The organism is Pseudomonas capeferrum, from assembly GCF_013523055.1.
Taxonomy (GTDB): Bacteria; Pseudomonadota; Gammaproteobacteria; order Pseudomonadales; family Pseudomonadaceae; genus Aquipseudomonas; species Aquipseudomonas capeferrum_A.
This window is the reverse complement of sequence record NZ_JAAMQM010000003.1, coordinates 56,325-70,463: the sequence shown is the minus strand read 5'-3', so window position 1 is coordinate 70,463 and position 14,139 is coordinate 56,325. Positions and strand designations below refer to the sequence as shown.

The window sequence follows — 14,139 nt, the reverse complement described above, 5'->3', positions numbered from 1 at the left end:
CCGCGGTCCCAGACCCACGCGGTTCCGGTTGGACACCGGAACCAGAATGGGCTTCAGATGTAGGTAAAGGCATGCTGTATTCGCTTCAGGCATTACGGGCGTTCGCCGCCTGGATGGTGGTCTGCCACCACTTCATGCAGATCTTCTTCGACTTTCACGCCAGCGGCCCCATCGGCCATTTCCTCTCCCACCGTGGCGCCGTCGGCGTCGACATCTTCTTCGTCATCAGCGGGATGGTGATCTACCTGTCGACCCGTGACAAACCGCAGGCACCTCATCGCTTCCTGCTCAACCGGGTGCTGCGCATCGTGCCGGCCTACTGGTTCTACACCGCCTTGATGACTTTACTGCTTCTTACGGCGAGCCGTTGGATGCCGCACCAGGTGTTCGAATGGCAGCACCTGTTCCTTTCGCTGCTCTTCATACCTGCGGAAAATCCAGGCGGCTACGGGTTGTATCCGACCCTCAACGTGGGCTGGACGTTGAATTTCGAGATGTTCTTCTACCTGCTGTTTTCCCTGGTGTTCGTGGTGCCGCAGCGCTTTCACCTGTTACTGGTGACGGGCGTGCTCCTGGTGGCCAGCGAGGTGCTGAGTCGATTCGGGTTGATCAGCGGCTTCTACGGTAATGACATCATCTATGAATTCCTTCTGGGCATCGGTATCGGCATGCTCCACCGACGCGGTCTGATCGTTGAAGGCCTGTGGTTGCCGATGGCGATCCTGGCCGCGGCCGGTCTGGCCATCTACCATCTCGACGCCTCGATGCGCCTGTTGCACTGGGGGCTGCCGAGTGCCCTGGTCGTGTTGGCCTGCGTCGCGCTGGAGCCCAGCTTCGCCGGCAATCGTGTACTCAAGGCGCTAGGGGATTGCTCGTACTCGGTCTACCTGATTCATGTACTGGTCCTGTATGGCGGCTGGTTCGCCAGCGAACGCCTGGGGCTCAACCCCTACGCCGTATTCGCCCTGTGCGTGCCCTTGATCGGTATCGCGTCATGGGTCAGTTACCAGAAGCTCGAGCGAGGCCTGTACCGGCGCATGAGTGCCTGGTGCGAGGCGCGACGGGTGGCGAGACCCGAGCTGGCGCTATCCCGAGTCAATTACTAGGACTTTGTTCGGCCGCCAGGTTGGCGTAAACTGCACGGCAAGTCTGAGAGGAACTTCCATGAGCGCTATAACCATTACCGACGCCGCCCATGACTACCTGGCCGATCTGCTCTCGAAGCAGAATACCCCGGGCATTGGCATTCGCGTCTTCATTACCCAGCCGGGTACCCAGTATGCGGAAACCTGCATCGCCTACTGCAAGCCGGGCGAGGAGAAGCCCGAAGACGTTGCCGTGGGACTGAAGAGCTTTACCGCCTACATCGATTCGATCAGCGAACCGTTCCTCGAGGACGCTCTGGTCGACTACGCCAGTGATCGCATGGGCGGCCAGTTGACCATCAAGGCACCGAACGCCAAGGTGCCGATGGTCAACGAAGACAGCCCCATCAACGAGCGAATCAACTACTACCTGCAGACCGAAATCAATCCGGGGCTGGCCAGTCATGGCGGCCAGGTGAGCCTGGTCGAAGTGGTCGAGGACGGGGTCGCCGTACTGCAGTTCGGCGGCGGCTGCCAGGGCTGCGGCCAAGCTGACGTCACCTTGAAGGATGGCATCGAGCGGACCCTGCTCGAGCGTATTCCCGAGCTCAAGGGCGTGCGTGACGTCACCGACCACTCGCAGAAAGAAAACGCCTACTACTGAGTTTGCGTAGCGGTACGGTCCGCGGGCCAGGCGGCGCCCACCCGACCTGGCCTTGTCTGGATCGACCCCGGTGCCGACCTCGACTCGGTCGATGCGATTGGTATCGGGCAGGGCGCCAGTCGACCACGCTTGCTGCTGTGGTCCCTGTCACCAGGACGCGCCTTGGATCAGTTGTCCTTAGCAATAAACTGTTACGGTTTCAATCCCTGCGACAACAGGCCGCAGCCCGTATTCAAAGGCTTGCGGCGTTATTCATCCCGCCTTGGGTAGATGCCCCCAGGGTGTCATGCCAGAATGCCCCCCGGTTTTTCGTCCGACCCTGCCCAAGGGCGGCACCTTCCCTGCAAAGGATGGTTACATGAATGATCTAATGACCCGGCGCACAGTGGTTGCCGGGATGGGCTTGCTGGGGCTTGGCTTGCTTGCCGGTTGCAGTCCGGCGCGAGGCCTGGAATTCAAGTACGGCAAGAACATGAGCAATGAAATCCTGGGCCGTTCCTTCAAGCTCAAGGACACCCAAGGCAACGTACGCACCCTGTCGAGCTACTATGGCTCGATGCCGATGTTCTTCTTCGGTTTCACCCAATGCCCGGCAGTCTGTCCGACGGCGCTGGCGCGCGCGGCGCAGATCAAGAAGCTGATGGGGCGCGACGCCGGCTTCCTGCAGGTGGTGTTCATCACCCTGGACCCGGAGCGAGATACCCCGGAAGTGCTCGACGCCTACGTCAAGGCGTTCGATCCGTCCTTCACTGCCCTGACCGGCACCCAGGAAGAGATCGATGCCGTCGCCAGGGAGTTCAAGGTGTTTCACGAGCGGATACCCGCGGGCGATACCTACACGATTTCCCATTCCTCCACCAGCTATGTCTACGACTCGCGCGGCACGCTGCGCCTGAGCCTGTCGCACTCCCTGAATGCCAAGGAATGCACCGAAGACCTGCTCACCCTCATGGAGATCTGCTAATGACTGTTTCGATGCGACTCAAGCGCGGCCTGGCCATGCTGGCCCTTCTGGGCATGGCGGTTCCGGCGCTGGCCGAAACCACGGTGAGCGATGCCTGGGTTCGCGCCAGCGTGCCCCACCAGCAGGCGACTGGCGCTTTCATGATCCTTACCGCCAGTAATGACAGCAAGCTGGTCGGCGTCGACTCCCCGATTGCCAAGACCGTGCAGATTCATGAAATGACCATGAATGGCGACGTCATGGGCATGAAGCAGGTGTCCGCCGTGGAGTTGCCAGCGGGCAAGCCCGTGGCGCTCGATCCGAACGGATACCACGTGATGCTCATGGGGTTGGTCAGGCAAGTCAAGGAAGGCGAACAGGTGCCTCTGACGCTGACCCTGGAAGATGCCAAGGGCGAACGTCAGACCCTCGAGGTCCAGGCACCGGTGCGTCCGCTGACGGCAGGCGCCGACCACGACCACTCGCACATGATGCATTGAACGAAGTCGCGCGGTCGCAAGGCTATCGAATAACTCAAGGGATGATGCACGGCGATCAAGCGCCTTGCATCATCAGGCGGCATGGCTACCAGGCGTCGATTGGTGAGGCCTGAAAGGCGCCGCGTAGCGGCGACCGATCAACCTGTCAACCACGAAACCGCGGCAAGGGTCTTTCTCGGGTCAGGGAAGTCAAGGTACTGCGGACCTGCCTTTCGTCAGCCTCCAGTGCCTTGAGACTGTCGCGAATCTTTCCGGCGCCAGACACATCACCCTGGCGGTCGATCCAATCGGCAATTTCCTTGCAAGCGCTGGTCAGTCGGACCTCGCGCTGGTTCATCAGAGTGAGAAGGGTGCTGAGCTCTTTTGCGGACATGACGGGATCCTCCGTTCAACCCAGTCAGTGTAGCAGCCGGCTGCGCGTATGCCCGTTCCAGGTCGGGGAACTGCCATCGAGCGGTATCGTCCGGTAGATCAGCCTTCTCGGTAGTTACTCAACAAACGCTGTTGCGCCGCCGCGCAGCCATTGATTTCCACTGCTTTTTGCAGCAGTGAACGCCGCTGTTGCAGGTCAAGATCGCCGAGCAGGCGATAGACTTCGGCCTGATAGTCACGCTGGCGTCCCCATTGCATTTCCAATCCTTGCGGGCGGCTGCGGCTGCACTCCAGGCGCACTGCCGGCTGAGGGTAGTAAGGTGCGTAGAGCGTCGCCATGCCCGGCAAGGCTTCCAGCGCGTCGCGGTAGGCTTGGCTGGCATTGTAGGGCGGGCACCAGGTGGCGATGGCCGGTGCGGGCGGAGCGAAGCCCTGATCAAGGCTCGCCTTGAGCAAGGGGCAGGCGGCATCGGGAATCTGGCTGGCGGGCAGGTAGTTCATGTAGTACAGCGCAAGACGGTACTGCGCCACCGGATGCCCAAGGGCCACCGACTTCTTCAGTAACGCCACCGCCGTGGGCAGGGTATGGGCCAGTGCCTGTCCCTGACGGCTGAGTTCGGGGTCATTCTGGGCCACGGGCCGTAGCGAGCTGGCCTCGTTTTCCTGGCTGTCGGCCTGCTCCAGCAAGGGCAGGGCCTGGCGATAGAGCAGGTCCGCATGCGGATCGATCCGCACGTCGAGCGCCACGGCAGTCAGCGGCGCAAGAGCGACGCACAGCATGGGCAGGCTTGCTAGACGGCTCAAAGGCCAGCCTCGCGGGGCAGCTGTCGGGTGCCCAGGTACGAATGGACGACATCGGTGTTCATGGCAGACTTGGGGTGCCTCGGGCATATCAGGACTACAAGGCCCTATTCTAGCCATGCAGAGGCCGATGCCGGAAGACAAATCCCGAACTCTCAGACGAGCTTGACGGACGCCAGCCTGCGATTGGCGTGTTTTTCCTGGGCCAGACCCAGTTTGGCGGTAATCACTTTTGCCAATGCATTGTTGCCCAGGTCGTTGAAGTGCAGACGATCGACGAACAGGTCCTCGGAAAAGACCGGCGAACTGCTGAACATCGAATTCATGTCATAACAGGGTACCGGATCGGCCTGACTCTTGATCCGGCGAAAGAACGCCGTGTGCATCTGGCTGTCCTGCACCCCAGCCAGCAGCAGGTCGAAGTTCGCCGGCTTCTCGTCCAGCCAGGCCAGCATGGCCCGCTCACCTTGCGGTAGCGATTCGCGGCACCAGGGTAGCAATGGCTGGAGGATGAAGGTGAGGGTCGTGTGGGTGTCTGTCATCAGACGATTCCATTGGCATAGGGTACGACCGATACTGTCGGCGGCGCGGATCAAGCGTTTGTCCGGTGATGACAGTCTCTCGATGGCCAGCGGTCTGGGTCCCCGACGAGGGGCCAGGGCCTGGCCCAGGCGCTGCCAGAGCGACTCGGGGCGAGCCTGCTCGGTCGGCAGCACGGCTTCGTGAAAACCATTGAAGGTCTTGACCATCGAAAGGCTCCGGTCGCCTGCCAGGATCTCGCTCAAGCCTTCATGCACCAGGGTGTTCAAGCCGCTGAGCACGACCACGTGACCTATCTCGCCAAAGCGATGCTGGTGGATCAGGAAGGTCATCAGCTCCTGGGTGGCATTGAGGCCGCAACCCGCCAGGCTCAGCCAGACTTCCCCCGTCAGCATCGACAGGCAGGAGGCCACCGTGTGCTCGTCCGAACTGGCGCCCAGGCCCAGCGCTGTCGAGCCGCCCACCAGCAGGTTGACTCGATTACGGCCGCCACGCTCGGCCACCGAGAAACGCCTGCCACTGCAATGGCTGTAGCGCAGGCCCAGCGCATCGGTGTTGATGGTGCCGGACCGATAGCCGCGCTCGTGCATGCAGTGGATATGCGGCGCGCGCCCCATGCCCTGCAGCAGGAAGCGCTGGTAATCGAGCTGCAACGGCTTGAACGGGCCTGGGGCATTCGCGGCTGGCTGATCGATCGGTCTCATGCGTATCCCTTCAAGTCGTTGGGCAATGTTCGGCGGTCAGGTACGTCGGGCTCAGCTCATCAGTTCGCGTACGTTGTAAGCCAGCCCGACGCCTGCGATCAGCAGCAGGCTGACGCCAGACCCCAGGGTGATCAGACGGTTGCTACGCTGGGAGGCGATCTTGCCGATGGCAAAGATGTACAGGCTCAACACGGCGAAATCGATGGCGATCCAGAGCAGCGAGAGCACCATCATGCTTTTCTCGAACGACTCGGTGATCTGGATGAATTGCGGGAAGAAGGAGATGAAGAAGATGATGTCCTTGGGATTGGAGATCCCCACCATGAACCCTTGCCAAAGACCGCCGCGAGCTGGTCTGTCGGCTTCGACGGGCGCTTGGACGGCAGGTGCCTGCAGCGCTTCGCGCAGGGTGCCCGTGGCGATGTAGCCGATGAACAGGCAGCCCAGCAGGCTCATGCTGTTGAGCCATGCCTTGTCGATCGCGGCGCTGGTCATGATGATCCACGCGGCGGCCGCGATCAGCACCAGGGACGCCCAGTTGGTCCCGAGGGCAGTGAACAACGCCTTGCGCGAGCCGGAAGCGGCGGCCGTGTTGACGATCAGCGCGACTACCGGACCGGGTGTCGCGATCAAAAGCAGGACAGTGAGGGCATAGCTGGCTATCAGGGCAGTATTCACGTTCAGTTCTCGATCAAGGTTTCAGGCATTGCATGGACATGGAAGGGGCACCGCGATGGTTTCAAAGAACCCGCCTCCTGCAGTTGATATTGCTTCCATTCGAAATTGTCTTCCTGGCCAAAGAATCCCAGGCTCTCGGGCATGACACCCTCGTTGTATTCACGCACCCGTTCGCGGATCCGGGCACGTATGCGCTGGCCACTTTCCGTTGTGGCGCTGGCGACCTCGTCGAAACTTTCCCGAGGGTTGATGACGAAGGCGATGGCATCGCCCAGGTTGCGACTCTTCATATGCACATGCCCAGGAAAACTCATGTTGATGAACAGCGGCATGCCGGCATAGCAGAAACTCCACTGGGTATCGTCGGGATCGCGCGGCACCTGTTGCGGCCAGGGTTGTGGGTCATGCAGGTGAACTTCCTGCATGACCGACCATGCCATGGCCTGCTGTTCGGCAAGGGTGCTGCCGGCCCTGGTCTCGAGAAAAACCAGCAGCGGACTGCCGATGCGCTGCTTGAGCGGAATCGGCTCGATGGTACGGATATAGTCACCCAGCCCTCTCGCGATATCGCTGGCCAGGTGTGCGGCACGGGCGAAGACGATATGGCAGGTTTTCGCGGCGACCGCCTTGCGTCCGAACAGACAAGGAAACTCGGGGTTGGCAAGCAGGGCGCGAAAGCGTTCCAGTGTGGCGAAGGTCCAATGCTCCTTGTGCCGTATATGTTCAGCGGTCAGCTCTAGCGCATCCAGGCGAAAGCAATTTCCATAACCCGTAAACATGGTGTTCCCCAGGAGATAATATGTAGTTGTTGCTGAGATATGAGCAGCGGCAGAGTTATATGTAATTATTATTTACAAGCATTTTCCGAGAAGGTCTCCAGGTTGTAAAACGCCTGAAACTATGACCTACTATTAGTCTCACTCATGATCAGGTGCGTCCCATGTCGGAACGGATTCAAGCGTTGCACGCCCTGCGGGCGTTCGAGGTGGCCTCTCGCCATGGCTCCTTTACCCGGGCCGCCGAGGAGTTGGCGTTGACCCAGGGTGCCGTCAGTCACCACGTCAAGACCCTGGAGGGGATGTTCGGCTGCGACCTGTTCGAGCGGCGCGGGCCCAGGTTGCGGCTGACAGAGCACGGTCGCTTGCTGGCGCAGGAGCTCAAGGTCGGTTTCAAGATCATCGAGAACGCCTGCGCACTGTTGCGCCAGGACCGCTACAGTCTGCGTCTCAAGGCGCCATCGACACTGACCGTGCGCTGGTTGCTCAAGGCCCTGGATGGCTACAAGAAGCTCGAAGACAGTGGTCCGGTGCAACTTTCCAGCGTCTGGATGGATATCGATACGATCGACTTCTATTCCGAGCCCTACGACTGCGCCATCCTCCTGGCTAGCGGTCGCTTTCCCGCGGATGTCGAGAGTTTTCGGCTGTTCGACGAGTGGCTGATCCCGGTCTGTCACCCCGACTACCTGGCGGACCCGGAACCGGAGCTATCGGTACTGCGCACCTGCGACTTCCTTCATCCATCCCCCGACCGGCGCGACTGGCGACGTTGGCTGACGCGCCTGGACGCGCTGGACATCAGCATCGATTCCGGGCAAGTCTTCGACACACTCGATCAGGGCATCTCCGCGGCCCAGCAGGGCCTGGGCATCTCCGTGGTCGACCTTGTCCTGGCCAGCGGCGACCTTGCCGCGGGAAGGCTGGTCACGCCGTTCAAGGATGCCGTGGCCACCGGCGACGGGTATTACATGACCTGGCTCAAGGGCAGCCCCAAGGCCCGGCAGATGTACAAGTTGCGTGACTATCTGCTGCGCCAGGTCCCGCCACTGGCCAGCAAGGACATCAACTACCTGTACGGTTGAAGCGAGGTAGCGGGGCATCCCCATCACCAGGCAAGTCGAGGTCGAAGCGGTGGACGTACAGCAGGGTTTCGTACTCACCCGACACTGGCATGACACGCCCGAGGGGACCTGCGTGGAGTTCTGGCTGGCCACTGACCAGGGACCGCGGCACGTGCGCCTGGCGCCGCAACCTTCGGTAGCGTTCATTCCGGCCGAGCAGGTCGAGGCGGCCAAGACTTTGCTGGCGGACGAGCAGGACGCGCAGTGGCGGCCGCTGAAGCTGCGCGACTTCCACTACCGTGAGGTCGTCGGCCTCTACTGCCGGCAGTATCGCCAGCTGCAGCACCTCGGAGCGCGCCTGCGCGGCGCCGGCATCGATGTCTATGAAGCCGATATCCGTCCGCCCGAGCGCTACCTGATGGAACGCTTCATTACCGCGCCCGTACTGTTCAACGGGCAGCCCGATGCACAGGGAGGCTTGCGCGATGCGCAGCTCAAGCCCCAGCCCGACTACCGTCCCGCCCTGCGCCTGGTGTCCCTCGACATCGAGACCAGCGAGCGCGGTGAGCTCTACAGCATCGGCCTGGAGGGTTGCGGCCAGCGCGAGGTGTACATGCTCGGCCCGCCTGTCGGCGACGCCACAGGCCTGGATTTCGACCTGCACTACTGCGACAGCCGTGCCCAGCTGCTGCACAGCCTGAACCAGTGGCTGGCGCGCCATGACCCGGACGCGATCATCGGCTGGAATCTGGTGCAATTCGATCTGCGCATTCTCCAGGCCCACGCCGAGAAGCTGCAGGTGCCGTTGTACCTGGGACGCGACGGCACACCCATGAGTCGACGCGAGCACGGCAGCCGCGCGCACTTTTTCGCCGATGCGCCAGGCCGTTTACTGATCGACGGCATCGAAGGTCTCCGTTCGGCGACCTGGAACTTCCCCTCCTTCAGCCTGGAAAACGTCTCCCGGACCCTGCTCGGCGAAGGCAAGGCCATCGACACGCCCTACCAGCGCATGGACGAGATCAACCGCCGTTTCGCTCAGGACAAGCCCGCGTTGGCTCGGTACAACCTCAAGGACTGCGAACTGGTCACGCGGATCTTCAGCCATACCCGTCTGCTGGAGTTCCTGCTCGAACGCGCCACGGTGACCGGTCTACCCGTGGACCGCAGTGGTGGTTCGGTGCCTGCTTTCTACCATCTGTACATGCCGCGCATGCATCGCCAGGGCTTCGTCGCGCCCAACCTGGGCGGTCACTCGGATGAAGCCAGCCCCGGCGGTTTCGTCATGGATTCGCGCCCCGGGCTGTACGAGTCGGTGCTCGTACTGGATTACAAGAGCCTGTATCCATCGATCATCCGGACCTTCCTCATCGACCCGGTCGGCTTGATCGAAGGCATGCGCCAACCCGATCCCGCTCATGCGGTGGAAGGTTTCCGCGGAGCCTGGTTCTCCCGCACCCGGCACAGCCTGCCGGCCATCGTCGAGCAGGTCTGGCAGGGGCGCGAAGCGGCCAAGCGGGACGGCAACGCGCCATTGTCCCAGGCCTTGAAGATCATCATGAATGCGTTCTACGGCGTACTGGGCGCCGGCAGTTGTCGCTTCCACGACCCGCGGCTCGCCTCGTCGATCACCCTGCGCGGGCATCAGATCATGCATCGGACCCGCACCCTGATCGAGGCTCATGGGCATGAGGTGATCTATGGCGACACCGACTCGACCTTCATCTGGCTGCGCCATGCCCATGACGAAGACGCGGCCGCCCGAATCGGCCAGGCCCTGGCGGCCGAGATCACCCAGTGGTGGCGTGAGCACCTGCATCAGACCCTGGGTCTGGAAAGCGCCCTCGAGTTGCAATTCGAGACCCACTTCAAGCGTTTTCTGATGCCCACCATTCGCGGTGCCGAGGAGGGCAGCAAGAAACGCTATGCCGGGCTGGTACAACGCGCGGACGGCTCCGAGGAAATGGTGTTCAAGGGACTGGAGTCGGTGCGTACCGATTGGTCGCCCCTGGCCAGGCAGTTCCAGCAGGAACTCTATGGGCGTATTTTTCGCCGCCAACCGTTCGAGGAGTACCTTCGGGACTATGTGCGGCGCACCCTGGCCGGCGAGCAGGACGAGCTGTTGATCTATCGCAAGCGCCTGCGCCGCGCCCTGGAGGATTATCAGCGCAATGTGCCCCCGCACGTACGCGCGGCGCGTCTGGCCGATGAATACAACCTCAGCCTTGGCCGCCCCACGCAGTACCAGAACCGCGGCTGGATCAGCTACGTCATGACCACCGCGGGACCGGAACCGCTGGAGAACCGGCAGTCACCCATCGACTACCAGCACTACATCGGCAAGCAGTTGCAGCCAGTGGCCGATGCCATCCTGCCGTTCGTGATGGCCCGAACCATCGACCTCCAGTCTCTCGACCAGTTGGGCTTCGACTTTTGACCTCGGCTAGGACGCCCTCTTCAAACACATCCGGCACCCAGTCCTGACGTACAGCTGATCGATGCACTTGTCCCGTTAAGGGGACATTGCATATGGCCGCCTGACGTAAAGTCGTCTCCACACCCAAGAGCCGTGAGCTCACACAACAATAAACAGGAGGTGCATGGCGATGCATCAGCCGCATGGCGAGCCGCGACGCTCCATTTATTTCAACTATCAAGTCTTCCCTGCATACACCGGCGCCGTTGGGGCGCCTCACATCGCGCGAAAGCCGGTGGTAGTGGTAGGGGCCGGGCCCATAGGCCTTACGACTGCCCTGGATCTGGCTCGTCATGGCATCCCCTGTGTCGTGCTTGAGTCCGAACAGCAGGTCAGCGAAGGCAGCCGCGCAATTGTCTTCACGCGCCGGTCGATGGAAATTCTCCAGCAGGTGGGGGTGGCCGATCGGGTCAGCGGCATGGGTCTGCCTTGGAACTGTGGTAATTCTTTTTATCGAAACCAGCTGGTGTTTCGTATGGAAAGTCCACAAGCCCCTGATGATCGCTATGCGCCGATGACCAACCTGCAACAACCTTATCTTGAGCAGTTCCTCGCCGAAGCCGCCGAGGCTAATCCGTTGGTGGAGGTTCGCTGGGGCAACCGAGTCACCGCGCTAGCGCAAAATTCCGATTTCGCTCGCCTGGAAATCGATACCCCAGCCGGTAGCTATGAGCTGGACACTGACTGGGTCGTTGCAGCCGACGGCGCCCGCTCGGCAATTCGCACGTTGCTCGATCTAAAGCTCGAAGGTACCTCCTACGAGGGACGTTTCGTGATAGCCGACATCAAGATCGACCTGGACCTGCCGACAGAGCGCCTGGCCTATTTCGACCCGACCTGGAACCCGGGTAACACTGTGCTGATGCATCGAGAGCCTGGCAATATCTGGCGCATCGATTATCAGCTGCCGGAAGATGAAACCCCAGAGCAGGCGCTACAAGCCGAATCATTATGCGAGCGCATCAATGCCCAGCTGGAGATGCTCGGGTTCAAGGACGTGCCATGGGAAATGGACTGGAGTTCGGTCTATTCGGCCCGCGCCTTGACCTTGTCGGATTACATCCACGAGCGAGTCATATTCGCGGGGGACGCTGCGCACCTGTTGCCGATCTTCGGTGTGCGCGGAGCGAATACCGGCTTCCAGGATTGCCATGATCTGGTATGGAAACTGGCATTCACCCTCAAAGGGCTGGCAGGGCCCAAGCTGCTCCCGTCCTATACTGACGAACGGGTCAGTGCAGCGCGAGAAATCATCGACGAGGCGGGCAAGAGTACAAGGTTCATGGCACCACCCACGGCTGGCTATCGCCTGGTGCGGGATGCCGTGCTGTCCTTGTCGCTGACACAAGAGTTCGTCCGTCCGTTGTACCACTGGCGTACTTCGCGCCCGCACGACTATGCAGAATCGGTGCTCAACTGCCCGACAGACGACAACGATCGTTTCGCTGTCGGACCCCGTAATGGCGCTCTGTTGCTCAATATCAAGCTCGGCGAGAACGACTACCTGTTCGACCGTCTGGGTGCTTGCTTCCACCTGCTCTACTTTACCAGCGCCGCGTTTATCCCAGATGCGCTGCTGGCCCAGGTGCAAGCGATTCGCAGCAGTGGCGTACCGTTCCAGATCATCGCTGTTACGCAGAACGCACAGACCCGCGTCGTTGGAGCAGACCAGCTGATCGAAGACACTTCTGGTCACATCGCCAGCAAGTACGGCATCACCCAGGGCGGCGCCTACCTGGTCCGTCCGGATCAGCATATTTGCGCACGCTGGCACCAGCTGTCCGCAGGGCAACTGCACACCGCCATCGACATTGTCTTGGGCAAGCACTGAGAGGAATGACAATGAACACAATGACCGTCCACGATCTGGAAGTCGTCTACGACGTGCTGGCAGACGCTCTGGACAAAGCCTCTGCGGCAAAGGCCGAACTTTTTCTGGTCAAACTGGCATTACTGAGCGCCCAGGCACTCGGCAGCGCCCAAACCTTTAATGAACTGGCACAGTCGGCGTTGCAAGACCTGTAAGACTTACAATTGCAGGCGGACGCGGGCCACCTGCCAGAACCAGCCGTGCCGCGTGACGGCGTGGAAAGTCAGCGTTGATACCGCGGTCGGTACAGCTCTATCTAATAATAATCAGGAGCTGAGATGCATCAGGACTCTGTCGACACTTCAATGACAACTGCCGTCGGCCACCCCCAGCATGAGGTCATGCGAAAGGTATCCAGACGCCTGCTCGGGTTTCTCTTTCTGTGCTTTGTGCTGTCCTTTCTCGATCGCATCAATATCGGCTTTGCCGGCCTGACCATGATGGGCGACCTGGGGCTCAGCAGTACTCAATTTGGCATGGCCACCACGTTGTTCTACATCGCCTATGTCGCCTGCGGGATTCCCAGCAATATCGTCCTGGCCAGGGTTGGTGCGCGCAAATGGATAGGCTGCTTGATGATTGCCTGGGGACTGGCTTCCACGGCCACGCTTTTCGCCACCAGCGCCAATAGTCTCTATCTGTTGCGAATTCTGGTAGGTATTACCGAAGCTGGATTCCTACCAGGCGTTCTGCTTTACCTGACCTTCTGGTTTCCTGCCGCCTACCGTGCACGTGCCAATGCGTTGTTCATGATCGCCATGCCGTTTACGGCGGGCTTCGGCTCGGCCATTTCGGGCCAGATACTGGGTCTGAATGGCATAGGCGGTCTGCACGGTTGGCAGTGGCTGTTCCTGCTCGAAGGGATGCCTTCGGTGATCATGGGCGTTGTAGTGTTCTATTACCTGGACGACAAGCCTCATCAGGCGCGCTGGCTGGACGCCTCGGAAAAGCACCATCTGCAGCAGGCCTTGGCCGCGGACACTCCGGCGTCAAGGGATGCTGCAGAGAGCGGGACCGTCAGTGCGCTTCGCGAAATGCTCTCACCCGCGGTGCTGATGTTCAGTCTGGTTTATTTCTGCCTGGTTAACACCCTGGCCATGATCGCCGTATGGACACCGCTGATTATCAAGAGCATCAGTGCGGCCGGCAGTGGTAATAGCGTGATCGGCTTTCTGGCCACCATTCCTCAGGTCTGCACCATCATCGGCATGGTTTTCTGGGGCTTGCATTCCGATCGCACTCAGGAGCGCAAGTGGCACCTGGTGCTGCCCATGCTCCTGGCCGCTGTCGGCTGGCTGTTGGCCGCCTACGCAGGGAACCCGCTGATACAGCTCTCAGGCATATGCATGGCTGCTACCGGCTCCTACACGGCCATGTCGATCTTCTGGACGACCCCGGATCAGGCGATCAGTTTCAAGGCGCGTGCCATCGGTATTGCAGTGATCAACGCGTTCGGAAACATAGGCTCGGCACTGAATCCGCTGGTAGTCGGCTGGCTCAAGGACCTGACCCAAAGCTTCAGCGCTGGCATCGTCTACTGCACGATACTGCTGTTGGTCGGCTCGCTGCTGATCTTCCTGCTGCCCATTCCAGCCCCGACTCAGAGAACGGCGCGCCAACGGTACTGATAGCGATAGCCAAGGTTGCCTGGCGACTTCTTATCTTT

The 14,139-nt window shown here is 60.8% G+C and carries 14 protein-coding genes; 9 read left to right on the top strand and 5 right to left on the bottom strand.

The genetic code is table 11. The annotated features are described in order from the left end of the window. The first annotated feature begins 71 nt into the window (after positions 1–71). The 4 genes from G7009_RS04295 (at position 72) to G7009_RS04280 (ending at position 3,192) form a co-directional block, all read left to right on the top strand. Entirely contained in the window at positions 72–1,106 is a 1,035-nt protein-coding gene (locus tag G7009_RS04295; RefSeq protein ID WP_181128759.1) for an acyltransferase family protein, read from the top strand. A gap of 58 nt (positions 1,107–1,164) precedes the next feature. Continuing rightward, a complete protein-coding gene (gene nfuA / locus G7009_RS04290) occupies positions 1,165–1,749 on the top strand; it encodes a Fe-S biogenesis protein NfuA (RefSeq protein ID WP_181128757.1) in 585 nt (194 codons plus the stop codon). 358 nt (positions 1,750–2,107) lie between these two features. Then, positions 2,108–2,713 (top strand): SCO family protein, encoded by a 606-nt coding sequence (locus G7009_RS04285; RefSeq protein ID WP_181128756.1) that lies wholly within the window; start codon positions 2,108–2,110, stop codon positions 2,711–2,713. After that, on the top strand, positions 2,713–3,192 hold the full coding sequence (locus G7009_RS04280) for a copper chaperone PCu(A)C (protein ID WP_181128754.1): 480 nt from the start codon (positions 2,713–2,715) through the stop codon (positions 3,190–3,192). The genes G7009_RS04285 and G7009_RS04280 overlap by 1 nt, the downstream gene beginning before the upstream one ends. A gap of 145 nt (positions 3,193–3,337) precedes the next feature. On the opposite strand, the gene G7009_RS04275 is transcribed toward G7009_RS04280, so the two are convergent. The 5 genes from G7009_RS04275 to G7009_RS04255 form a co-directional block, all read right to left on the bottom strand. Further along, a complete protein-coding gene (locus G7009_RS04275) occupies positions 3,338–3,565 on the bottom strand; it encodes a hypothetical protein (RefSeq protein WP_181128753.1) in 228 nt (75 codons plus the stop codon). A gap of 98 nt (positions 3,566–3,663) precedes the next feature. Next, positions 3,664–4,344, bottom strand: coding sequence for a sel1 repeat family protein (locus G7009_RS04270; RefSeq protein WP_375139534.1), 681 nt, complete (start codon positions 4,342–4,344; stop codon positions 3,664–3,666). A 176-nt stretch (positions 4,345–4,520) separates the two neighbouring features. After that, positions 4,521–5,609, bottom strand: coding sequence for a hypothetical protein (locus tag G7009_RS04265; protein ID WP_181128749.1), 1,089 nt, complete (start codon positions 5,607–5,609; stop codon positions 4,521–4,523). A gap of 51 nt (positions 5,610–5,660) precedes the next feature. Then, entirely contained in the window at positions 5,661–6,287 is a 627-nt protein-coding gene (locus G7009_RS04260; protein ID WP_181128747.1) for a LysE family translocator, read from the bottom strand. 2 nt (positions 6,288–6,289) lie between these two features. After that, the gene (locus G7009_RS04255) at positions 6,290–7,066 is read right to left on the bottom strand and encodes a YqcI/YcgG family protein (protein WP_181128746.1); all 777 of its coding nucleotides are present in this window, start codon (positions 7,064–7,066) and stop codon (positions 6,290–6,292) included. Between the two features lie 161 nt (positions 7,067–7,227). Between G7009_RS04255 and G7009_RS04250 the strand changes: the two genes are divergently transcribed. The 5 genes from G7009_RS04250 (at position 7,228) to G7009_RS04230 (ending at position 14,101) form a co-directional block, all read left to right on the top strand. Beyond that, positions 7,228–8,148, top strand: a complete 921-nt coding sequence (locus tag G7009_RS04250; RefSeq protein ID WP_181128744.1) for a LysR substrate-binding domain-containing protein — start codon at positions 7,228–7,230, stop codon at positions 8,146–8,148. 49 nt (positions 8,149–8,197) lie between these two features. Beyond that, entirely contained in the window at positions 8,198–10,564 is a 2,367-nt protein-coding gene (locus tag G7009_RS04245) for a DNA polymerase II (RefSeq protein WP_181128742.1), read from the top strand. Positions 10,565–10,727: 163 nt separating this feature from the next. Beyond that, the gene (locus G7009_RS04240; RefSeq protein ID WP_258197859.1) at positions 10,728–12,434 is read left to right on the top strand and encodes an FAD-dependent oxidoreductase; all 1,707 of its coding nucleotides are present in this window, start codon (positions 10,728–10,730) and stop codon (positions 12,432–12,434) included. 11 nt (positions 12,435–12,445) lie between these two features. Then, positions 12,446–12,628 carry a DUF2783 domain-containing protein gene (locus G7009_RS04235; protein ID WP_219856433.1) on the top strand — a complete coding sequence of 61 codons (183 nt, stop codon included), beginning with the start codon at positions 12,446–12,448 and terminating at the stop codon, positions 12,626–12,628. Positions 12,629–12,814: 186 nt separating this feature from the next. Beyond that, on the top strand, positions 12,815–14,101 hold the full coding sequence (locus G7009_RS04230) for an MFS transporter (protein ID WP_181128739.1): 1,287 nt from the start codon (positions 12,815–12,817) through the stop codon (positions 14,099–14,101). Positions 14,102–14,139: the final 38 nt, after the last annotated feature.

Bases quoted from the DNA above. Each gene is read 5' to 3' on its own strand.
- G7009_RS04295 (WP_181128759.1), top strand. From the start codon at position 72: ATGCTGTATTCGCTTCAGGCATTACGGGCGTTCGCCGCCTGGATGGTG.
- nfuA (WP_181128757.1), top strand. From the start codon at position 1,165: ATGAGCGCTATAACCATTACCGACGCCGCCCATGACTACCTGGCCGAT.
- G7009_RS04285 (WP_181128756.1), top strand. From the start codon at position 2,108: ATGAATGATCTAATGACCCGGCGCACAGTGGTTGCCGGGATGGGCTTG.
- G7009_RS04280 (WP_181128754.1), top strand. From the start codon at position 2,713: ATGACTGTTTCGATGCGACTCAAGCGCGGCCTGGCCATGCTGGCCCTT.
- G7009_RS04275 (WP_181128753.1), bottom strand. From the start codon at position 3,565: ATGTCCGCAAAAGAGCTCAGCACCCTTCTCACTCTGATGAACCAGCGC.
- G7009_RS04270 (WP_375139534.1), bottom strand. From the start codon at position 4,344: ATGCTGTGCGTCGCTCTTGCGCCGCTGACTGCCGTGGCGCTCGACGTG.
- G7009_RS04265 (WP_181128749.1), bottom strand. From the start codon at position 5,609: ATGAGACCGATCGATCAGCCAGCCGCGAATGCCCCAGGCCCGTTCAAG.
- G7009_RS04255 (WP_181128746.1), bottom strand. From the start codon at position 7,066: ATGTTTACGGGTTATGGAAATTGCTTTCGCCTGGATGCGCTAGAGCTG.
- G7009_RS04250 (WP_181128744.1), top strand. From the start codon at position 7,228: ATGTCGGAACGGATTCAAGCGTTGCACGCCCTGCGGGCGTTCGAGGTG.
- G7009_RS04240 (WP_258197859.1), top strand. From the start codon at position 10,728: ATGGCGATGCATCAGCCGCATGGCGAGCCGCGACGCTCCATTTATTTC.
- G7009_RS04235 (WP_219856433.1), top strand. From the start codon at position 12,446: ATGAACACAATGACCGTCCACGATCTGGAAGTCGTCTACGACGTGCTG.
- G7009_RS04230 (WP_181128739.1), top strand. From the start codon at position 12,815: ATGCGAAAGGTATCCAGACGCCTGCTCGGGTTTCTCTTTCTGTGCTTT.